At 45.9% G+C, this 20,956-nt stretch carries 23 protein-coding genes and 1 tRNA gene; 21 read left to right on the top strand and 3 right to left on the bottom strand.

What is annotated here, in order from left to right; genetic code table 11:
* On the top strand, window positions 1–106 hold a 106-nt coding region (locus tag J2Z34_RS12190), incomplete at its 5' end, for a zinc ribbon domain-containing protein (protein ID WP_209460149.1).
* Here J2Z34_RS12190 and J2Z34_RS12185 read toward each other — a convergent pair.
* Window positions 90–602, bottom strand: a complete 513-nt coding sequence (locus tag J2Z34_RS12185) for an SGNH/GDSL hydrolase family protein (RefSeq protein WP_209460147.1) — start codon at window positions 600–602, stop codon at window positions 90–92. The genes J2Z34_RS12190 and J2Z34_RS12185 overlap by 17 nt on opposite strands.
* A gap of 653 nt (window positions 603–1,255) precedes the next feature.
* Between J2Z34_RS12185 and J2Z34_RS12180 the strand changes: the two genes are divergently transcribed.
* Genes J2Z34_RS12180 through J2Z34_RS12160 form a run of 5 tightly spaced genes read left to right on the top strand, consistent with a single transcriptional unit; the run spans window position 1,256 to window position 6,305 of the window.
* Entirely contained in the window at window positions 1,256–2,218 is a 963-nt protein-coding gene (locus J2Z34_RS12180; RefSeq protein ID WP_209460146.1) for a PstS family phosphate ABC transporter substrate-binding protein, read from the top strand.
* An 8-nt stretch (window positions 2,219–2,226) separates the two neighbouring features.
* Window positions 2,227–3,732, top strand: coding sequence for a hypothetical protein (locus J2Z34_RS12175; RefSeq protein ID WP_209460145.1), 1,506 nt, complete (start codon window positions 2,227–2,229; stop codon window positions 3,730–3,732).
* A 45-nt stretch (window positions 3,733–3,777) separates the two neighbouring features.
* Window positions 3,778–4,383, top strand: a complete 606-nt coding sequence (locus tag J2Z34_RS12170; RefSeq protein WP_209460144.1) for a DUF502 domain-containing protein — start codon at window positions 3,778–3,780, stop codon at window positions 4,381–4,383.
* 14 nt (window positions 4,384–4,397) lie between these two features.
* A complete protein-coding gene (locus tag J2Z34_RS12165) occupies window positions 4,398–4,871 on the top strand; it encodes a SixA phosphatase family protein (RefSeq protein ID WP_209460143.1) in 474 nt (157 codons plus the stop codon).
* Between the two features lie 36 nt (window positions 4,872–4,907).
* The gene (locus J2Z34_RS12160) at window positions 4,908–6,305 is read left to right on the top strand and encodes an RCC1 domain-containing protein (RefSeq protein WP_209460142.1); all 1,398 of its coding nucleotides are present in this window, start codon (window positions 4,908–4,910) and stop codon (window positions 6,303–6,305) included.
* Window positions 6,306–6,406: 101 nt separating this feature from the next.
* Here the strand turns inward: J2Z34_RS12160 and J2Z34_RS12155 are convergent, their stop codons facing one another.
* Window positions 6,407–6,976, bottom strand: a complete 570-nt coding sequence (locus tag J2Z34_RS12155) for a sigma-70 family RNA polymerase sigma factor (RefSeq protein WP_209460141.1) — start codon at window positions 6,974–6,976, stop codon at window positions 6,407–6,409.
* A 241-nt stretch (window positions 6,977–7,217) separates the two neighbouring features.
* Here J2Z34_RS12155 and J2Z34_RS12150 point away from each other — a divergent pair, with 241 nt between their 5' ends.
* The 10 genes from J2Z34_RS12150 (at window position 7,218) to J2Z34_RS12105 (ending at window position 15,405) form a co-directional block, all read left to right on the top strand.
* On the top strand, window positions 7,218–7,424 hold the full coding sequence (locus tag J2Z34_RS12150; protein WP_209460140.1) for a DUF5808 domain-containing protein: 207 nt from the start codon (window positions 7,218–7,220) through the stop codon (window positions 7,422–7,424).
* Between the two features lie 41 nt (window positions 7,425–7,465).
* Window positions 7,466–7,894, top strand: a complete 429-nt coding sequence (locus J2Z34_RS12145; protein ID WP_209460139.1) for a hypothetical protein — start codon at window positions 7,466–7,468, stop codon at window positions 7,892–7,894.
* A 281-nt stretch (window positions 7,895–8,175) separates the two neighbouring features.
* Window positions 8,176–8,337, top strand: coding sequence for a zinc-ribbon domain-containing protein (locus tag J2Z34_RS12140; protein ID WP_209460138.1), 162 nt, complete (start codon window positions 8,176–8,178; stop codon window positions 8,335–8,337).
* Between the two features lie 171 nt (window positions 8,338–8,508).
* Window positions 8,509–9,717: an NADP-dependent isocitrate dehydrogenase gene (locus tag J2Z34_RS12135; protein WP_209460137.1), complete on the top strand. Its 1,209-nt coding sequence runs from the start codon at window positions 8,509–8,511 to the stop codon at window positions 9,715–9,717.
* Between the two features lie 195 nt (window positions 9,718–9,912).
* The gene (locus J2Z34_RS12130; RefSeq protein WP_209460136.1) at window positions 9,913–10,077 is read left to right on the top strand and encodes a hypothetical protein; all 165 of its coding nucleotides are present in this window, start codon (window positions 9,913–9,915) and stop codon (window positions 10,075–10,077) included.
* Between the two features lie 38 nt (window positions 10,078–10,115).
* Window positions 10,116–11,501, top strand: a complete 1,386-nt coding sequence (gene amrA, locus J2Z34_RS12125; protein ID WP_209460135.1) for an AmmeMemoRadiSam system protein A — start codon at window positions 10,116–10,118, stop codon at window positions 11,499–11,501.
* Window positions 11,498–12,325 carry an AmmeMemoRadiSam system radical SAM enzyme gene (gene amrS / locus J2Z34_RS12120; protein WP_209460134.1) on the top strand — a complete coding sequence of 276 codons (828 nt, stop codon included), beginning with the start codon at window positions 11,498–11,500 and terminating at the stop codon, window positions 12,323–12,325. The genes amrA and amrS overlap by 4 nt, the downstream gene beginning before the upstream one ends.
* Window positions 12,326–12,620: 295 nt before the next feature.
* Window positions 12,621–13,775, top strand: a complete 1,155-nt coding sequence (locus tag J2Z34_RS12115) for a 1-acyl-sn-glycerol-3-phosphate acyltransferase (protein WP_209460133.1) — start codon at window positions 12,621–12,623, stop codon at window positions 13,773–13,775.
* Complete coding sequence (locus J2Z34_RS12110; RefSeq protein WP_209460132.1) at window positions 13,775–15,172, top strand: sodium/glutamate symporter family protein; 1,398 nt, start codon at window positions 13,775–13,777, stop codon at window positions 15,170–15,172. The genes J2Z34_RS12115 and J2Z34_RS12110 overlap by 1 nt, the downstream gene beginning before the upstream one ends.
* Window positions 15,169–15,405 (top strand): hypothetical protein, encoded by a 237-nt coding sequence (locus J2Z34_RS12105; RefSeq protein ID WP_209460131.1) that lies wholly within the window; start codon window positions 15,169–15,171, stop codon window positions 15,403–15,405. The genes J2Z34_RS12110 and J2Z34_RS12105 overlap by 4 nt, the downstream gene beginning before the upstream one ends.
* An 80-nt stretch (window positions 15,406–15,485) precedes the next feature.
* Here the strand turns inward: J2Z34_RS12105 and J2Z34_RS12100 are convergent.
* A tRNA-Pro gene (locus J2Z34_RS12100) sits at window positions 15,486–15,560 on the bottom strand.
* A gap of 180 nt (window positions 15,561–15,740) precedes the next feature.
* Here J2Z34_RS12100 and J2Z34_RS12095 point away from each other — a divergent pair.
* From J2Z34_RS12095 to J2Z34_RS12075, 5 genes are all read left to right on the top strand, one after another.
* Window positions 15,741–16,013, top strand: a complete 273-nt coding sequence (locus J2Z34_RS12095) for a hypothetical protein (protein WP_209460130.1) — start codon at window positions 15,741–15,743, stop codon at window positions 16,011–16,013.
* Window positions 16,014–16,633: 620 nt separating this feature from the next.
* Entirely contained in the window at window positions 16,634–17,647 is a 1,014-nt protein-coding gene (aroF, locus tag J2Z34_RS12090; protein ID WP_209460129.1) for a 3-deoxy-7-phosphoheptulonate synthase, read from the top strand.
* An 11-nt stretch (window positions 17,648–17,658) separates the two neighbouring features.
* Window positions 17,659–18,732 carry a 3-dehydroquinate synthase gene (gene aroB, locus J2Z34_RS12085; protein ID WP_209460128.1) on the top strand — a complete coding sequence of 358 codons (1,074 nt, stop codon included), beginning with the start codon at window positions 17,659–17,661 and terminating at the stop codon, window positions 18,730–18,732.
* A complete protein-coding gene (gene aroC, locus J2Z34_RS12080) occupies window positions 18,729–19,781 on the top strand; it encodes a chorismate synthase (RefSeq protein ID WP_209460127.1) in 1,053 nt (350 codons plus the stop codon). Before aroB ends, aroC begins: the two co-directional genes overlap by 4 nt.
* Before the next feature lie 12 nt (window positions 19,782–19,793).
* On the top strand, window positions 19,794–20,951 hold the full coding sequence (locus tag J2Z34_RS12075; RefSeq protein ID WP_209460126.1) for a bifunctional chorismate mutase/prephenate dehydratase: 1,158 nt from the start codon (window positions 19,794–19,796) through the stop codon (window positions 20,949–20,951).
* The last annotated feature ends 5 nt before the right edge of the window (window positions 20,952–20,956 follow it).

The following is a 20,956-nucleotide window of genomic DNA, read 5'->3' as shown; positions in this document are numbered from 1 at the left end:
GTGGACCTGTCCTGTTTGTCATGCCCGCCATGACCGTGACATCAATGCAGCAAGAAATATACTGGCTGAGGGACTCAGGATAAGAGCTCTTACTCTGGGGTCTTAACAATACAGAAGCAAACAGGAACCGCAGGAATTGCGGGGATAGCTTGGTAAACAAGAGAAACCTCTGCCGGTAAATAAATAAGCCGGTATGTATGCTCTGTTCCCAAGAATCTCGTGACTTTAGTCATGAGAGAGTTCAATTCTTCGATATATGTTGAACCTGAGAGCCTCGCAAGGAGCTCTGATGCATCATCACCGTCAACTGCAAGGTTTCTCATTGTGGCGTCGGGATATATTGTCTTCAGGTGGTTGTAGAATGTTGTGACATAGCTTGTAGTAGTTCCTTTTGAGCTCTTTCCGGTTGCGATGGAATCACCAAGAGCAAGATAGTGGAAGGCGGTCACAGGAGGAGGTTCTGCTAGTTTTCTGTTGACCACAGCGAAAGTATAGGTACCTTTAGCGGAGATCGCAATTGGCCCGGTAATGGATACATTCTCATACCCGTCCTTCGCAAGCTCTTCTACTCTATAGGTTCCGGCCTTCAGGTTTGAAAGCATAAGAGGCTTACCCTCTGAAATAACACCTTCCTTGAACAAACGATTGTCCTTGTATACTACTACGCTGAATGATGTGTTGTCACTTATACCATCGACATCCTTGGTTACAGTGATTGAAATACCTGTGCTTGTTTTGGCGCAGCCTGAACTGGAACTGCAGCTGATGATATGATAAACAGAAGTCCAATTAGAAATGCAAACAGTTTTTTCAATATTTTCACATCCTTTTTCTAATGAAAAGGCGCAGCGTCTGAAGGTACGAGCAAGGCTGATAAATCGCGGTTAACATGCTGAAGCAGAATATTGATGACAATTTTATTGAGTTATTGAATCTTCCCTTTAACATGATTTTAGCACTGGCTGATGGTCCAATCTATCGCATGGATGTCAATGGTACTCACATACAGCAATTTTACATTTCGTTCACTGTAATTCTTTTAGAGTGGTCCAATTAATGACTTGTCAGAGCACCAGGGGTATATTAATAAGAAATCAGAAATGCTATGATGAATATAAACAAAGAAGTACTGGAGCCATGATATGCGGAGCGCATTAGGGCATTCCTCAGATTTTGGCTGACCTTCAGGTCGGCTTTTTGTTTAGGGGAATTTTATATTAGTGAATGTACTTCATTCACGAAAAGAGGGATAAAAATGGCAATTGGGAAATTAAGGGAAATAAAGTTCGCAGCAGCATCAATTTCAGCCTTTCTACTGCTTTCATCATGTACAGGAAAGGAACCTGCAGTACCAACCTCAACAGCTGCGCCAACCGCTACCTCGGTACCATCCGCAACTTTTGCACCAACGGCTGTGAAGCCTGAATTCACAAAGGATACCTATCCGAGGATTGACGGTTCGACAGCTACGATTCCTCTGTCCCAGGGGATTGCAAAAGAGCTGCTTGGTCTAACTTCAGAGGAGGCCAAGGCGTTCATCAAGCACAATACCACACACAATGCATATGTGAACCTGATGGATGGGAAGGCTGACATAATATTCGTTACCGAGCCTTCAGCTGAAGAACTCACAATGGCAAAGGATAAGGGGATTGAACTTGAGGTAGTGCCTGTCGTGAAGGAAGCGTTCGTTTTCCTGCTAAATGTTGAGAATCCGGTCGATGTCCTTACTCAGAAGCAGATCCAGGACATATACCAGGGGAAGATAGTGAACTGGAAGGATGTCGGAGGACCTGACAAGGAGATCATTGCGTATCAGAGGCCTGATAATTCAGGAAGCCAGACTCTTATGCTGAGCCAGGTAATGAAGGGTCTGGAGATAGCGAAGGCTCCGGTGGAGCTTAAGCCAGCGGATATGTCAGGACTGATAGAGGTAATAGCTGCCTATGACAATTCAGACAAGGCAATAGGCTATTCTGTATACTACTATGCTAACTCTATGTACAGCAAGGATACAATAAAGTTCGTGAAGGTAGATGGAGTTGAACCGAACAACAAGAATATAAGCAGTGACGCATATCCGTATACCAGCGCGTACTATGCTGTACTCAGGAAGACTGAAGCCAAGGATTCAGGCGCAAGGAAGCTTCTTCTGTGGATACTGTCCGATGATGGCCAGAAGGTTTCTGAGGATAGCGGTTATGTTCCGCTGAGATAGGAGTAGCGATGAAACGAATATTTGCCTCATCCTTCATAATTCTTATGCTTGCAATTTCTGCCTGCAGCAATGGACAGGCTGTTCCTACCAAGCCCTCAGCTATTGCCAAGCCTTCAGCGACAGAAGCCACAATAAAGCCAACAGAGGCTGAAATACCGGAAAAACCAGAGGTTCCAGAGCCATGGACTCCTGCAGCTGAGACTCTGGTAAAGATTCCATATGAAAGCAGAAGATTTGTGATCTCCAATGGTATTGATATCAGAATAGTGGAAGAAAACCTGAGTACTGATGGTACGGAAATATTAAGTTTATCGAATTCTCTGAGTGGATTCAGGGATACTGGGATAGAGAAAAAGCTCAATGAAGAGATTAAAAATAACCTGATAATGATAAGCGATGAAGTGAAGGCTGAAGCTCTTGCAAGTACCGGAAATGCTGAGCAGAGAATCGTAAGGATGCAGCTTAGCACAAATGTAATATACAGCTGCACTAACGTCATGTTCGTTGAATTCTTCGCCTATGCAGAGTATCCGGAACTTGGCGGGATATCCTATGTGCAGAAATTCAATTCAGTGGGCTATGACCTTAATACAGGCAAAAAGCTGGAGCTATCGGATCTGTTCAGAAAAGACTTCAATCATGTGAAGTATCTTAATGACAAGATACTTATGTTCATCATTGAAAACAACTATGATGACCCTGATTCCGGCTTCCTCAGCGGACCGTTCAAAGGCATTAGGGAAGACCAGAGCTTTTCATTCGATCTGTCAGGCGTGAAGATAATAATCGATGAGAAGAACGATGAATTCGTGAGCCTTGGCTACCCTCTGACGATAGTGATCCCGCTAAGGGAGATTGGAGACAGCCTGGCAATATTTGATAGGTTCATGGTCGGGGAAGAAACTCTCTTCCTCAAGGAGGGGACACGGAAGCTCCTTCCTAACATTGTGGAATACAGGCTCGAAAATGTATTCGAGGATTTCAGCGAAGCCCATGCGGTAAATATTACAACGGGCAGGTTTTACGGCATTTCAGATTCTGCGCTCCTTGAAAGACTTAATGGCTTATCATCGAGCAAGCTTGATGCTGAGGGCTTCCTAACTAAGGCAAAGGCGTATAACGAAGTGGAACCGGACAAATATTACGGTAGCATGAACCATGATGTCCAGATCATGATGAACAAGGGAGGTTTCCTGAGCATTGTATTCATGGACCTCATTTATGAGCTTGGAAAAGAAAATATCTCAAGGAAGTTTGTAAATATTGACATGACAGAAGGAAAAGATATGTTGCTCAAGGATGTCTTCATCGAGGGCTTCGATTACGCAGGGAAAATCCTGGATACAGCCGGTTTAAATAAAGATGTGGCAAGCGTTCAGGAGAATGACTTCTATTTTGATGAGGACGGCATCTACGTCACTATATTCCAAAATGATGAGAACCTTGGAGTCCTTAACAGCTGGATCCCTTTTGAAGATTTGGGATTTGAGAACATATCAATCTACAGCGAATGACAAAGAGCAAAATTTAAGGCTGCAATATGCACGGAGGATAGCATCTTGAAAAAAATAAGACATATATTCCTAAGAGGCTTTTTTACACTTCTTCCTATAGTAGGCACGGTATACCTGATATATTTCCTTTTCAAACAGCTTGATGGCTTCATGGGCCTGTTCATCGAATGGTTAGCAGGGAGAAGTCTGCCGGGAGTGGGAATAGTAGCAAGCATACTGCTGATATTCGCTTCAGGCTTTCTCATGTCGAACATCATTGGACAGAAGCTTCTCCATTATGCTGAGAAATTACTGCAGAACATCCCGGTAGTACCAAAGGTATACTTCGGGATCAAGCAGATCATCGATGCCTTCTCGGTAAACGGGAAGCAGGTGTTCAATAAGGTCGTGCTAATAGAGTATCCACGAAAAGGCATATTTGCCATAGGATTTCAGACAGGCGAGTGCAGAGGTGAGGTGCAGGAAAAGACTGCAGCCAAGGTGATAAATGTATTCGTACCAACCACACCTAATCCGACATCGGGCATGCTGCTCCTGATACCAGAGGAAGAAATAATTTATCTGGATATGTCAGTGGAGGAAGGATTGAAGCTCATTGTAAGCGCGGGAATGGTAGTTCCTGATGAACTGCCAAAAGCTGAAGAGCCATAAGAGGAGGTGAAAAAATGGAGATCATACTGTTCAGGCATGGGAGTGCTGAAGAAAAGAGCATGGAGAAATCTGACTGGGACAGAGAGCTTACATTGGAAGGAAAAGAAAAGGTCCGAGAGGCTGCGAGGCTTCTGAAAAGCAGAATTGCAGATGATATGGTCACAATTTGGTCAAGTCCGATGGCAAGGGCAGTCCAGACTGCCGAAATCCTTTCAGAGGAGCTGGGTGCAAGTGAGGCAAGCCTTCATGAGTGCATAGCCTCAGGAGACTTCAAAACCTTCAGCGAAGAGGCTAAGGCGGCTAATCCCACTGGTATCCTGATCGCAGCAGGCCACGCACCTTCACTGGACGAATGGTGCGAATGCATGACAGGAACTCTTGTGAAGCTAGACAAGAGCGGAGCAGCCCTGATAAAGGTAAAGGAATTGAAGCCCCTGAAGGGAAAGCTTGTATGGGTACTTGGGAAGAACGGACTGAAGGAATTTTGAGCTGGGAAAATTAGAATTAGATATAGGAGTTGTCATATGAGGAAAGCCGGTGCAGCAATTTTATCAATCATCTTCGCATCATCATTGTTATCTGTTCCTGTATCAGCTCTTGCCGTTGTTCCTGACGGAGTAAAAGTCATGGAGGATGGTCCTGTGCTTCCGCTGGATGATTCGGTAAAGGCCATTTCGGTTGGAGGCTCCCATACCCTCGTCCTGACTGAGAAGGGTGCGATATTCGCATGGGGAAGCAATGCCAGAAGTCAGCTTGACATCCCTTCTATACCTGAAAATGAGATCGTCACCGACATCGCAGCAGGAATGTCACATTCCATAGCCCTTACAGACAAAGGGACAATTCTGCTCTGGGGTTCCAATGATTTCGGTCAGACAGAGATGCCGCCGCTTCCTCAGGGTGAGATAGTAGAGGATGTTTCTGCAGGAGATACATTTTCACTGGCTAAAACTGTTAGCGGGACCATAATCGCATGGGGTTTCTCAGCAAATGAGAAGAAATCTATCACCCTTCAGGAGCCTGAGAATGACTCCCTGATGATAACGGATGCCGAATATGAACATTTTCTGGCACTCTCAGAGAGCGGGAAAATCTATACCAGCTACCTTGTAGGGCTCGCTTTCGGAAAGGAGCAGGGCAGTCTTGTCAGTTTGGAAATCCCGGAAGGAATAAAGCTAGCATCAGCCGATTCCTCCAGTTCACATATCGCAGGACTCTCAACCGATGGCAGAGTAACCTCCTGGAGAGGCGAAGGATATGAGGATTTTAGTATCCTTCAAGCACCTGAAGAAGCAGTGAAGGCTTTTGCTGGGACAAACTATACAGCCGCCCTGACTTCAGACGGCAAGATCATCCTATGGGACTGGAAAGAGGAAAGGCTGCCTGATGTTACACTCCCATTTTCGGAAAAGGCAAAGCTCATGGCGGACGGGTATGACAGGACTGTCATATTGACAGAGCAGGGAAGATTCATTGAGGTAGCTTCAGGAACTATGGCTGGAGTTCCAGTTAAAAAGGACTTCAGGCCTGCTGCTGTTATCATAGTATCCATATTGTTCCTGGTTGCCCTTGCAGCAGCAGCCATTAAGCTGTACAAGACAGAAAGCCTGAAAGATGAGATTTATTTCGGTCTCCCTGATACAAGGCTTGGCATGGCATCCTTCAAGATAGCCATCGCTGTTGCAATTTTCGGTCTCCTGTTCATCATGCTCAACATACTTTATACCGGCTGGGGAGAAAACATTATACTGCACCTGGTGCTTCTGCCTTTTATCTGGTCGATGTATGTTCTTCCCCTGATATCAATTGCTCTTGCAGCATACTCAATATGGAAGGACAATGAGAGGTCTGCTTTTGTGTTCTTATCTGTCCCAGTATGCCTTTATTTCCTCATAACCTACGGAATCTATATGCTATCTTAGGTTATGCTTTCTAAGCTTGTTTGAATAGGATTAAGCTATAATATGATTCAGCGAAGACCGTGGATTTTTCAATCTCAGGTCTTCGCTTAGTTTAATTGACATCAGTTCAGTTTGGTACCAATCGCGGCTCTGAGCTTCCTTATTGCCTTGTCCTTCTGATACCTGATGCGCCTGTAATCTTCGTGGTAAATGTCAGAGCACTTCTTGAGTCCGCCGTAATCATTACACATGTATATACCCAGTATCTCCTTCTCCTTGGGAGTCAGAGTCTCGAATGCATCCTTCAGATACATGCTATCCTCGGACCTTAGTATCTGTTCCTCTGTATCATCATCCGATACCAGCTTCTCAGTAAGAGGGATACCATCAAGATCCTTGTCTTCAATGCTTCCCAGGTCAGGCTTTCTAAGTGTCTTTCTCGTAACGTAATTCAGTGAATTCTGAATGCTTTTCTGTATGTACGCTGAAGCGAGGTTTGCCTTTTCATCGGTTATGGATCTGACAGCCTTTATGATACCGATGTACGCCACCTGCTTTAAGTCCTCGAAATCATGGTCCTTGATATGCACTTTGCCACATTCCTTTTTCACGAGCGGTTCAAAGCTTCGTATGATCTCTTCCATATCAGCCTTGCTTCCTGCACGAGCTCGCTTCAATCGATCCATATCCATCAACATCCCCCCTGTTTTCTATCAATAAAATATGCTTGAGGCATACCAATGGCACAGGCTCCACAAATCATTTTGCAAGATATTTCCAGTTATATACGGAATTTCTGAAGAATCAGCTAATTTTCACTAAAATGATGAGGGGATGACTGCTGGAGGCTTGTTTATCATCCTGTTAATTCTCTCCTTGCTGCAAACCTATGCAGAATATATAATTCAAGGGAAGGATAGAAAGAGGTGAAAAATGTCAAAACGCAAATGGACTATAGACGAGATAGACAAATACAGGAAGGAAAAGAAATCGCTGTTCTACTTCAACAAGGAAGACGGCAACCTAATAGTACCGAAGGCTTTTGGAAGGGGAAGGACCTTCAACTGGGCGAATCCTTTGTCCTGGGTATTCATGGTTGTATTATTCCTGTTCCTGAGTTGGTATACCACAGCATTCTAAACTGCAATATTAAAGTTACCTGATGAAGGTTTGGAGGCAGCATGGATAATCCTGAAAACAAGCTGATCAAAGGACTTATTGTAATATTCATATCACTTGCAGCTATGGCGGCGGCATATCTTGCTTATGCCTTGTTTCATACTGTCATTGCCAGGATAACAATTCCCATATTAGGGCATCCATATCCGACAGTATTCACCAGACCTGTCTTTGCAGGAATAATGACAATACTCTATCTTATATATTGCAAAAGGGGAAATAGCGAACTGGCAAAGGCAGCCTTGATTTCAATCCCTGCCGGAGCATTTATGTTGTCTTTCGGGATAGCGTTCTTCAAGCTGCCGCTTGTGGTAATTGCTTCAAAAACTGCAGTATTTGTTATCTTCCTTCTGATACTCCGAAGGTTAAGGAAGGACTGGACCTATTATCTTGCTCTCTCAGTGACTTACCTCCTGTCAATGCTCTATTAGATAGGCTAGTTCCGTTTTTAAGTGTGATTTTGAGTATATTTTGCATATTTTTAGGCTATGTAAACTGGGGTTTTTAATCATGAAGGTTATTTCATGTTATTTCCACGTAAACAAACCTTAAAACTTTAAAAAACACTTTCTTTTAATATGGTTTTCTGATATAGTTGTAAATGTCCGAAGCGGACAAAAAAATAAAAAATACAGTTAGTTAAGTAGTATTTTCCTGAACCCTTGGCTCAGCAAATCCGAAGAAATAACTGTAGTCAAGGAGGAAATCAGATATGTTAGCAGACAAGAAAGTAGTATGCAGAGACTGCAACCAGGAATTCATATTCACAGTTGGTGAGCAGGAATTCTACAAGGAAAAGGGATTCGAGAACGATCCAGTAAGATGCCCAGATTGCAGAAGAGCTAAGAAGGCACAGAGCGGTAACAGAAGATAGTATCTTCGAGCGGAAGCGTAAGCTTCCGCTTTTATTTTGCAGAAAATCTAAAAGAAGGTAATTTCTGACATTCTATCAGAAATTTAGCATAATATTGGATAAAGTATCCAAAAATCCGGACTTATAGGTTATAATTTGTATTATTAATCATGAGAGGGAGAGTTAAGAGAGATGGCAGACAGAATAGTTATGAATGTCCCGCTGGTAGAGATGGACGGGGACGAAATGACCAGGATAATATGGAAGGACATCAAGGATATCCTTCTTGTACCATACATAGAGCTTAAGACAGAGTATTATGACCTGGGTCTTGAGAAGAGGGATGAGACTGATGACAAGATCACAGTTGAAGCAGCCCTTGCAACCAAGAAATATGGAGTTGCTGTAAAGTGTGCGACTATAACTCCAAATGCCCAGAGGATGACAGAGTATAAGCTCAAGCATATGTGGAAGAGCCCTAACGGAACAATAAGGGCTATTCTTGATGGAACAGTCTTCAGAAAGCCTATCATCGTCTCAAACATAAAGCCGTTTGTAAGGACTTGGGATAAGCCCATTACAATTGCCAGACATGCATATGGTGATGTCTATAAGGGCGTTGAGATAAAGACATCGGGAAAAGGCAGAGGCGAGCTCATTTATACATCCGCAAACGGAGATATTACCAGGGAAATCATACACGAGTTCAATGGAGATGGGATACTGCAGGCCATGCACAATACAGACAGCTCAATAGAGAGCTTCGCAAGGTCCTGCTTCAGCTATGCCCTTGATGTCAGGGAGGACCTGTGGTTCTCGACCAAGGATACGATTTCCAAGAAATACGACCATAGGTTCAAGGATATCTTCGAGGAGATATTCGAGGCTGAGTACGCATCCAAGTTCAAGGAAGCAGGGATAGAGTATTTCTATACTCTTATCGATGATGCGGTTGCAAGGGTCATAAGAAGTGAAGGCGGATTCATCTGGGCATGCAAGAACTACGATGGGGATGTCATGAGCGACATGGTGGCAACAGCATTCGGAAGCCTTGCGATGATGACGTCAGTGCTGGTTTCACCTGAAGGCTTCTTCGAGTATGAGGCAGCACATGGAACAGTCACAAGGCATTACTATCAGCACCTTGAAGGCAAGGAGACCTCGACCAACCCTGTAGCTACACTGTTCGCATGGACAGGCGCTTTAAGGAAGAGAGGGGAGATGGATAAGCTTCCTGACCTTGTGGAGTTCTGTGACAAGCTGGACAAGGCAGCCCTTGACACGATAGAGGAAGGCATAATGACAAAGGACCTGGCGGTACTCGCTGAAGGGGAAAAGAACGTTGTAACAACAAAGGCATTCCTTGTAGCGATAAAGGAAAGGCTTGAAAAGGCACTCTAAAGGGATAACCTGTTTAACATATCTAAAATTAGAATCAATATAGCGTGTTGAAGAGGATGGCCCAGACCATCCTCTTGTCACGTGTCTTCCAAAAAGAATGAATACACTGTGAAAAGTGAGCCGGAATATTTAATTGTAAAATCGTCTGGAGTAATATGTAGTTGAGGGCGGGATAATTTGCCCTATGGAGGAAACATGAAATCTAAGAGAAAATTCGGTCATGTGCTTATGAGTGCAGGATTCACGCTGATAATCTACAATGCAATACTTTATTTTTCAGGTCAGGGAGAAGCAATGCCAGCGCTTATCATCGGGGGAGTTGCTCTGGGAGTAACAGGTGCCTTATTGCTGAAGAGATGATCTAAGCTTCGTCGCATATAAAGAAAGAAGGGATGGGAATGTCCATAGCAGCTGCTTTTGCAGTCCCACATCCGCCTCTTATCATTCCAGCTGTTGGAAGAGGCGAGGAAAAGAAGATACAGGCGACAATCGATGCTTATCGCAGCGTGGCAAAGAAGATTTCTGATATTATGCCGCATACCATCATATTCATTTCTCCCCATTCGATCATGTATTCTGACTACATACACATATCTCCGGGAATGAAGGCAAAGGGTGATTTCGGATCATTCGGGGCATCAAGGGAGAAGATAGAGGTTGAGTATGATTCGGAGCTGATACATAAGATTGAGAAAAAGGCTTCCGAGAGGAATATATCCGCCGGAACCTCAGGTGAAAAGGACAGGAACCTGGACCATGGCACTATGGTTCCCCTACATTTCATAACTGAAGGCTACCAGGGCTTCAAGTCTGTAAGGATAGGAATATCAGGACTGTCACCCCTGGAACACTATAATTTTGGAGTCTGCATACGAGATGCTGTGGAGGATCTGGGCAGGAAGGCGGTAATTGTCGCAAGCGGAGACCTGTCCCACAGGCTGAAGGAAGACGGACCTTACGGATTCATGAAGGAAGGGCCGGTATTTGACGAGCTTGCAACCAGGGCCTTTGCATCAGGAGACTTCATGAAGCTTCTCGATATCGACGAACACCTTTGCGACAACGCGGGAGAGTGCGGACTCAGGTCATTCCAGATAATGGCAGGAGCACTTGATGGTATGAAGCTTGAATCCAAGCTCTTGTCCTACGAAGGCCCCTTCGGTGTAGGATATGCTGTGGCAAGCTTCATTGTGAATGGAACAGACCAATCCAGAAGGTTCGGTTCAATTTATGAGGATAATGAAAAGAGGAAGCTGGAAGGGAAAAAGGCCGGAGAGGATGAATTCGTAAAACTTGCAAGGCTGTCCCTTGAGACATACCTTAGGACAGGCAAGCATCTGAAGATGCCGCAAGGATTGCCTCCAGAGCTTACTGCAAGGCGTGCAGGAGTATTTGTTTCCCTTAAGAAGCATGGAAGGCTCAGAGGCTGCATAGGTACCATTGAAGGCGTCACAGAGTCCATAGCAGAAGAGATAATAAGGAATGCGGTAAGCGCAGGCGTCGAGGACCCGAGGTTCGACCGAGTCAGTGAGAAGGAACTATCTGAAATTGTCTACAGCGTGGATGTACTTGGCGATGCCGAGGATGTTGATTCGGTAAGCGAGCTTGACGAGAAGAGATACGGGGTGATCGTAAGCAAAGGTCTTAGGAGAGGTCTTCTTCTTCCGAACCTTGAGGGTGTAAACTCACCTCTGCAGCAGATAGACATTGCGCTCCAGAAGGGTGGAATATCAAAAAGCGAAACCTACAAAATCCAGCGTTTTGAGGTGGTGAGACACACATGAGTGCATTGAAATGCCCCATATGTCCCAGAGGCTGCCTTTTAGAGGATGGACAGACCGGATTCTGCAAAGGCAGGGCAAATGTCGGAGAAAAGGTCATTGCGGTGAACTACGGCAGGGTTTCATCAATAGCTCTGGACCCAATAGAGAAGAAGCCCCTTGCCCACTTCCATCCCGGCAAAAAGATACTGTCCGTAGGAAGCTACGGCTGCAACCTCAGGTGTTCCTTCTGCCAGAACTGGTCCATATCCCAATCCTTCGTTCCGGAGGGTGAAGGATATACATCTCCGGAAGCGTTGGTGAAAAAGGCTGTGGAGCTTGTAAGGAACGGGAACATAGGTCTTGCATACACCTATAACGAACCGTTAATCGGCTTCGAGTTCGTCAGGGACTGTTCCAGGCTCATTGTGGAAAAGGGACTGAAGAATGTTGTGGTATCGAACGGTTATGTCAATGAGGAGCCACTTCTGGATCTGCTTCCAATGATACATGCATGGAACATTGACCTTAAGGGCTTCACTGAGGACTTCTACAAGCTTGTTGGAGGAACCCTTGAGCCTGTCAAGAGGTCGATAGAGCTTGCTGCAAGGAAAAGCCACGTTGAGGTCACGACCCTTATCATACCGGGCCTTAATGACAGCGAAAAAGAGATGAGGGAGCTTTCTTCATGGCTGGCATCAGTCGATAAAAGGATTCCTCTCCATGTGACAAGGTTTTTCCCTGCATGGAAAATGACAGACAGGCCACCGACTCCAATTGATACTGTGTACAGGCTCGCTGGGATAGCTCGTGAAAAGCTCGATTACGTACATGAAGGAAATGTTTAGACAAATAGGCGCAGACTAGGCCATTTAGGTGGCATTAGCCTGCGCCTTAACTTTTATTTGGATCTTTTATCTGAGCAAAGTCTTTGAATATTTTTTTCGAGCATTTTCTTGAAATATTTTCTGATTGTATCGTCCAATGTTTTTTTCATATATCTAACATCGAATTAACATATATTTTTCTCTGCAAGCCCTTAGCCTGATGTACAGGCGCAAATAAAGAATATATTATTAGGTTAGAGGCTGAAATGAGCATATGAGCTTGTTTCAGCCGTCAGTGTGACTGAGGGTGGGACAAATGCAGGTTAAGGGTACGGCACGGCATGTTTTTGTATACAAAGTACTTAGAAATCTTCTGAAGCCTCTGGTTAAATCCAAACTTAGGCTTGAAGCAGGGGAGGAAACAATAGAAAGGCAGTTCCTGTTACTGTCTAACCACAATACCAATTGGGATCCTCTGATAGCAGCTGCTTCCATAAGGGACCACATGTATTTTGTTGCAAGCGAGCACATATTCAGCTGGGGTGCAGCTTCCAATGTCATTGAATACCTTGCTTCACCGATACCCATATTCAAGGGTGCTCCGGCTTCGGGGACTGTAATGGAGATACTAGATAGAATAAAGGCCGGGCACAACATAGCGATATTCGCTGAAGGCGACAGGTCATTTTCAGGACGGACAGAAAGGATTGAGCCTGTAATCGGAAAATTGGCAAGAAATTCAAATGTGGCACTTGTTACCTTTAGAATCGAGGGCGGCTACTTTACAAGCCCCAGATGGAGCGATACATACAGGAAGGGCAGGATGAAGGCTGGAATAGTAAAGGTTTATGAGCCTGAGACACTTAAGGCAATGACTGCAAGCGAGGTCAATGAAGCCATTAAGAATGACCTTTATGAGGATGCGTACGAGCGCCAGCGAACAGACAAGGCAGAATACAAAGGCAAGCATCTCGCTGAACACCTTGAAAGGGTTCTGTTCCTTTGTCCTCAGTGTAAAATTACAGGTGATCTTATGAGCAAGGAGGATTCCATAAAATGCAGCTGCGGCCTTAAGGCAAGCATAGACAGCAGCGGATCATTGCATGGTAAAGACCTGCCTTTTGACTCAGTCACTGACTGGGACATGTGGCAAAGGGAAGAAGTGAGGAAGCTTTCAGAAGGAAAAGTCACAGGAAGCATCTTCTCAGATGGTCCGGTGAGCCTATATGCGATCGGCCCGGCACACGAAAGGCTGCTCCACTCAAGCGGGAGAATCAGCATGACACAGGAAAATCTGAGGATAGGAGAATCCTGCTTTCAGATATCCTCCATACCTGACATGGCCATACATGGAAGTCAGGACCTGGTGTTTTCCTGCGACAGAATTAACTATGAGCTAAAAAGTGAATCAATACTCAACGCATGGAAATATCTCTTGTTATACAGGACAATCAGAGGGAGGGACATATAGTGGATTTCTCATCGGCAAATGCAGGACTCTGGAATTTTACGGTCCAGCTTGGAATAATATCCGGAATACTACTTTTATCCAATATACTTAGACAGAAGGTAACGCTAATAAGGAACACTCTCATGCCTACTGCAGTGCTTGCAGGCTTCATTCTGCTTATTCTAAGGGGCACCAGGGTTCTGGGGATCGAGTCCGGAATCCTTGAAATGATCACATATCACGGGATAGCGATAGGGTTCATAGCCTTGTCACTGAGGGTTGCTGACGACACCAAAGGGAAGGGTGCTTCAGAGATGCCCAAGACAGGAGCGCTCATAGTAAGCTCATATCTGATTCAGGGAATAATAGGACTTGTCATTTCACTCGGACTTTCCTATACAGTCATGCCTGGGATGTTCAAGGCAGCTGGAATCCTACTTCCGATGGGCTATGGACAGGGTCCCGGACAGGCGAACAACGTTGGAACCACATATGAGGCATTGGGCTTTGCAGGAGGAAGGTCATTCGGATTGTCCCTTGCCGCAGCAGGCTATCTTTCAGCCTGCATCGTAGGGATAATATATCTCAACCTGCTGGTCAGGAAGGGAGTATTCAAAAGGCAGACCTACGAGGAGATATCAGGGTCAGTTACAATAGAGATGTTCCAGGACGACAACGAGATGCCCATCTCTGAATCCATTGACAGGTTTTCTGTGCAGATTGCCCTGGTATTTCTTGTTTACCTGGCAACATACCTTGTTACAAGGGGTCTTGTCTCTTTACTTGGAAATCTTTCAGGTTCATTAGGCGCAACACTTTCATCGCTTCTCTGGGGCTTCAACTTCATAGTCGGATCAGCACTTGCAATACTCCTGAAGACAATCATGAAGAAGCTGCAGCAGAGGAAGGTAATAAGGCTCCAATACCAGAACAGCTATCTGCTCTCAAGGATTTCAGGTATGGCGTTCGATCTTATGATCGTGGCGGGTATAGGGTCAATTGACATAATGGACCTCTCCGGACTATGGCTGCCATTCATCCTCATGTCGCTTTCAGGTGCAATAATCACCCTTTATTACCTCATCTGGATGAGCAAAAAGATCTATCCTGGCTATGAAAACGAAGGAATGCTTGGGATGTACGGGATGATGACAGGAACCATAAGCTCAGGGATACTTCTATTAAGGGAAATGGATCCCTATTTCGATACGCCAGCAGCAAACAACCTTGTAGGAGGAAGCAGCTTCGCCATTATTTTCGGTGCCCCCATGCTCATACTCATCGGTCTCGCACCAAGGTCTTCAGGCATGGCGTTCATGACTCTTGGCCTCATGATAATATACATGGGACTGCTTCATGTATTCATGACAAGGAAGGCAAAGGCTGTAATTACTGCAGAAGTGGAGGAAGACAGATGATCATGTTCTGGAACAAAAGAGAAGTGTTCGTGGGAGCCAGCATGAGGGATTTCAACAGAGTTATGGATGACCTGGCTTCAAACGGGATATATCGTACTTACAGGGTGGTGAGCAATATCGAGGGCAGGGGTAGGACTGGAACCTTCGGAACAGACCCGGACCTTCTTAAGACATACTATGTCTATGTACATAAGAAAGACCTTGAAAATGCACTGCACCTTATCGGAAGATAGGAAAGCTGTCCGATTGCAGATTGAACCGAAATAAAAAAGGACATGAAAAAACAGCCAATTTAGGCTGTTTTTTCATGTCATGGTCGGAGTGACAAGATTTGAACTTGCGACCCCTTGACCCCCAGTCAAGTACGCTACCCCTGCGCTACACCCCGACGACAAATATTATTATATGGCCTCAGGCTTCTTTCGTCAACTTTTTTGACCAAATAGCAGGTCAGCAAATGCCCTGGAACAGGCTCTGCTCAGGTAAGCGTTGTCATTTTCAAAATTTCAATTTGCTATTGATTTCAGGCTTAAGCAGGAATAATATAGGTCGGTAAGGAGATGGGAAAATGCTTAAGAATTTTTTTGGAATCATACTCGGTCTTTTATCCTTGTCGCTTATGGAAAGGTATGTCACATACCTTGATTCGGTACCTGACGGAAATATTGTTATAAGGTATCTGTTTATGGAGCTTGGCTCAACGTCTTCTGTAGTGGAGCTTGAACTCATAGCCACCGCATTCCTGGTTCTCGCCATCGTAGCTGCGATTGGCTGCGCTGTGCTCATATACGGCACTGATAGGATCAAGGCCTTATGGACCAGGCTAAGGAAAAGAGGATAGGGATCCATAAAAATCTCCCCGAAGCATCGGGGAGATTTTTGTTCCTAATCGTAAAAGGTTGTGTAGTTCAATGTTTTATTGTACGTGATATTTACCAGCACTAAGGCACCGTGATAACATTCACGAAGGATTTGCGTGATTGTCATCATATTTTTCGTATTATTTACGTTCAGGCAAAGAAATGTGTTGAATTTTCCGAATAAGGAAACTATAATGGGATAAACCACATTTGGAGTGATGCACATGAGACGTTTAGCAAGTCCCTCAGTATTTTTCGCCTTTATATTCAGCCTTGGCTATTTTATGGTCTGGGCTGGTTTTGATGGTGAAAATACGATGAGGGTCTGACAGACGGACCATAAGCATAGATGCCCTTCCATGAGCGGAAGGGGCAGAGGCCTCATTGTATTATGCAATGGGGCCTCGTGCATTTTAATATGGAAAAGGAGGAAGCTGCATGGCAGAAGGTATAGTGCATTTTTTATCAGATAACAGAAAGGTAACGTACGCCTTTTTTGGCTATGCGTTTTCAAGGGGCATATACAAGCCGCCCAGGATATTTGGCTAAAGACTGGAGTCGGCGAACATTCAAAATTTGAAGAATAAGGGGAGAATTAATAATGGTATTGATATTGAAGCAGGGAACAAGCCTTGAGGACATTAACGCGATGGTTGAGGAATTCAATGACATGGGATTCCGTGTTGGAGTAACAAACGGCATAGGCTGCTCTATACTTGGGCTTATAGGAGATACGAAGTCACTTGACCTCGGAGCCCTGGAGCTTATGGACCATGTGGAAAAGGTACTGAGAGTACAGGAGCCATACAAGCTTGCAAACAGGAAGTTCCATCCGGAGTCTACTATAGTGGATGTCGATGGTGTGAAGATAGGTGGAGGACATTTCGCGGTAATCGCAGGGCCATGCTCCGTTGAAAGCGAAAGCCAGATCATATCAGTCGCAAGGTCGGTGAAGGCTTCAGGAGCCAAGATGCTTAGAGGCGGAGCCTACAAGCCAAGGACCTCGCCTTACTCCTTCCAGGGACTTGAAGTTGAGGGACTGGACCTTCTCATTAAGGCCAAGGCTGAAACAGGTCTTCCGATAGTAAGCGAACTGATGTCCCCGAAGCTATGCGAGATCTTCGAGGAAAAGGTAGATGTCATACAGATAGGAGCAAGGAACATGCAGAACTTCGACCTTCTTAAGGAAGTCGGAAAGATGTCAAGGCCTGTTGTCCTCAAGAGAGGACTTTCCAACAGCTATGAGGAGTGGGTCATGTCCGCTGAGTACATAATGGCCGGAGGAAACAACAATGTCATCCTTTGCGAAAGAGGGATAAGGACCTTCGAGAACTATACAAGAAACACTTTGGATATAAGCGCCATTCCTGCAATTAAGAAGATGAGCCATCTCCCTATAATAGTCGATCCCTCCCATGCCGGAGGAATGAGCTGGATGGTAGAATCCCTTGCCCTGGCTGCAATAGCGGCAGGAGCTGACGGCCTCATGATAGAGGTTCACAACGACCCGCAGCATGCGCTTTCTGACGGACAGCAGAGCCTCAATCCCAAGCAGTTCGACGATTTCATGAAGAAGTCTTTCCCTTTGGTACAGGCTTTCCATCCCGGAATGTAGGAGGCTTTAGCTTGAAGACGCTAGAAGTTAGACTGCCAGGAAAAGAATACAGGATTGAAATAGGCTCTGGAATCCTTGAAACTGCCGGCGAGACTGTAAGGTCTGTTGCACGAGGAAAGAAGGCAGCTGTCATAACAGACTCTAATGTTGATTCAATTTATGGCGGAAGGGTCAGGAAAAGCCTTAAGGAAGCAGGCTTCGACTGCTTCACTGTTGTCGTATCACCGGGAGAAGGCAGCAAGTCCATGGAGGTCTACTCAGAGGTTTGCGAGAAGCTTCTTGACGGAGGCCTTACCAGGAAGGACATCATCGTTGCCCTTGGCGGCGGAGTGGTAGGCGACCTTGCAGGCTTTGCAGCTGCAACAGTGCTTCGCGGCGTAGATTTCGTTCAGATTCCAACCACTCTCCTGTCACAGGTTGACAGCTCCGTGGGAGGAAAGGTAGCGGTAAACCTTAACGCAGGAAAGAACCTTGCGGGAGCCTTCCATCAGCCAAAGGCTGTGGTAATAGATACCGACTGCCTGGATACTCTACCTGACAGGGTATTCTCGGATGGAATGGCAGAAGTCATCAAGTATGGTGCCATAGAGGATGCGGATCTTTTCAGAAGACTCTCTGCCTTAGGCGGAAGAACAGGCATAATGTCCGAGATTGAGGATGTAGTTTATACCTGCGTCGACATCAAGAGAAGGATAGTCGAAGGAGACGAGAAGGATGAGGGCGGCAGGATGGTCCTTAACTTCGGGCACACGCTTGGTCATGCATATGAAAAATCAGGCGGATACTCAAGATATACCCATGGCGAGGCGGTAGCTGCAGGCATGGTGAAGATAGCAAAAATCGGGGAAGAGATTGGAATAACCAGGAAGGGCTGCTCTGATGAGATAAGAGACCTTATCAGAACTTATGGCCTGCCGGATTCCATTGAAATCGGACTTGAGGAGTACTCCCAGGCTGTTGGCATTGACAAAAAGGCAGAGGGCAGGGAGATAAACCTGATATTCATTGAGGATATCGGAAAGGCAGTCATAAGGAAAATGGATACTTTGAGACTTATCGGGCTCATCAGGGGGGTTGAAGCATGAAGCATATGATATTCGGGGAGAGCCATGGTCCTGCAATTGGAGTGGTGCTGGAGGGCGTCAGACCAGGCCTTGCAATGGACATGGACTTCATATCGAAAGAGATGGACAGGAGAAAGCCTGGTCAGAACGACCTGTCTACGCCTAGGAAGGAAGCTGACTCAGTCAAGATCCTTTCAGGGGTATTCGAGGGCAGGGCGACCGGAACACCTCTCTGTGGAATCATAGAGAACAGCGATACCCGTTCACGCGACTACGAAGCCATGAAGGTACTTGCGAGACCCGGTCATGCCGATTATTCAGGTTACATAAGGTATCAGGGCTTCAACGACCACAGGGGCAGCGGCCACTTCTCAGGAAGGATAACGGCTCCTCTGGTATTTGCAGGAGCAGTTGCAAAGCTTATGCTTAAGGAGTCAGGAATAACCGTCAGGGCAAGGATCAGGGAGATAGCAGGAATTGAGGATATTCCATCAAGGCTCACTGAAGCTGACCCGTCAATACTTCAGGGTGTCGCAGACAAGGGATTTCCTGTAGTTGATGACGCAAAAGGCGAGCTTATGAAGGAAGCGATAAGAAAAGCTAAGGATGAACATGATTCAGTCGGCGGGATAATCGAGTGCGTCATAGACGGCCTTCCGGCAGGTAAGGGTACTCCGGGCAGAGACAGCGTTGAGAGCCTTCTTTCACTCAGTATGTTTGCAGTACCGGCGGTCAAGGGAATAGAATTCGGCACCGGGTTCGATATGGCGAGGATGAAGGGGAGCGAGGCTAACGACCAGTTCCTGTACAGGGACGGCAAGGTAATCACTTCCACCAACAACAACGGTGGAATCAACGGAGGCATAACCAACGGCATGCCTGTGGTTTTCTCGGTTGTCATAAAGCCCACATCCTCCATAGGTCTTCCCCAGAAGACAATGAACATGAAGACTTTGGAGGACTCGGAAATTGCCATTGAAGGAAGGCACGACCCGTGCATAGTGCACCGGGCTGTACCGGTTATCGAGGCAGCAGCGGCGCTTGCAATCTGTGAGGTGCTGGGACTTTAGGAGGTGGATGCATTGGATGAACTCAAGGCTATGCGAAGTGAAATAGACGAAATAGATGAAAAGCTTCTCGACCTTTACGCCAGGCGTATGGATGTAGCAAAGAGGATAGGTGAATACAAGAAGGTAAGGGGTATGCAGGTATTCGACCCTGAAAGGGAGAAGCTGCTGCTTGAGGAGAAGATAGATAAAGTAAAAGGAACAGGTCTTGAATCAGGAGCAACCAGATTCTTTGAGCTTCTCATGAGCCACAGCAGGCATGAACAGCACATGCTCATGGGACCTGGTGTACATCCGGATTACAACGCATACAAGTCTGCCATGGAAGCCATGCGTGACGAGATACCTGACCCTTCCGTGGTTTATCAGGGACAGCCCGGAGCGTACGGTGAGGAAGCCTGCATAAACTTCTTCGGTGAGTCTGTCAAAAAGTCAAACGTGACGACCTTCGAGGATGTGTTCAAGACTTTGGACAGAGGAGAAGCGGACTACGGAGTCCTGCCTATCGAGAACAATTCAACGGGTTCGATTGTGCAGGTTTTCGACCTTATGTCTAAATACAACTGCTACATGGTAGGAGAGAAGACCATTAGGATAGGACACTGTCTCATGGCACCAGAGGGAGCAAGTCTCGATACCCTGTCGGACGTATATTCCCACGAGCAGGGATTCCTTCAGTCAGAGGGCTTCCTTGCGAAGCATCCTGCGTGGCGGCGCAATATCATGGAAAACACTGCAGAAAGCGCAAAGAAAGTCGCTGAGTCCAAGGATGTGTCAAAGGCTGCAATAGCAAGCAGGCGGGCAGCAGAGATATACGGGCTCTCAATTCTTTCAGAAGGGATAAATTCCAACGAGCACAACCACACCAGGTTCGTTATAGTGTCCAAGGCCATGGAATCAAGGAAGGGCAGCGACAAGATAAGTGTCATGTTCACCCTTAGGCATGAAGTCGGCAGCCTCCACAGGATGCTCTCCTGCTTCACATCAAGGGGCCTGAACCTCCTTAAGATAGAATCCAGGCCTGTTGCGGGAAAGGGCTGGGAATACAGGTTCTTTACGGACTTCACAGGAAGCCTTGCCTACGGGAACATGGATGATGTTGTGGCGGAGCTTATTGAAAACAGCGAAAGCTTCAGGATACTCGGAAGCTACAAGGCCGACGGGGGTGCCTGAAAAGT

Source organism: Youngiibacter multivorans (assembly GCF_017873395.1).
Taxonomy (GTDB): domain Bacteria; phylum Bacillota; class Clostridia; order Clostridiales; family Clostridiaceae; genus Youngiibacter; species Youngiibacter multivorans.
This window is presented reverse-complemented; position numbering and strand designations above follow the sequence as displayed.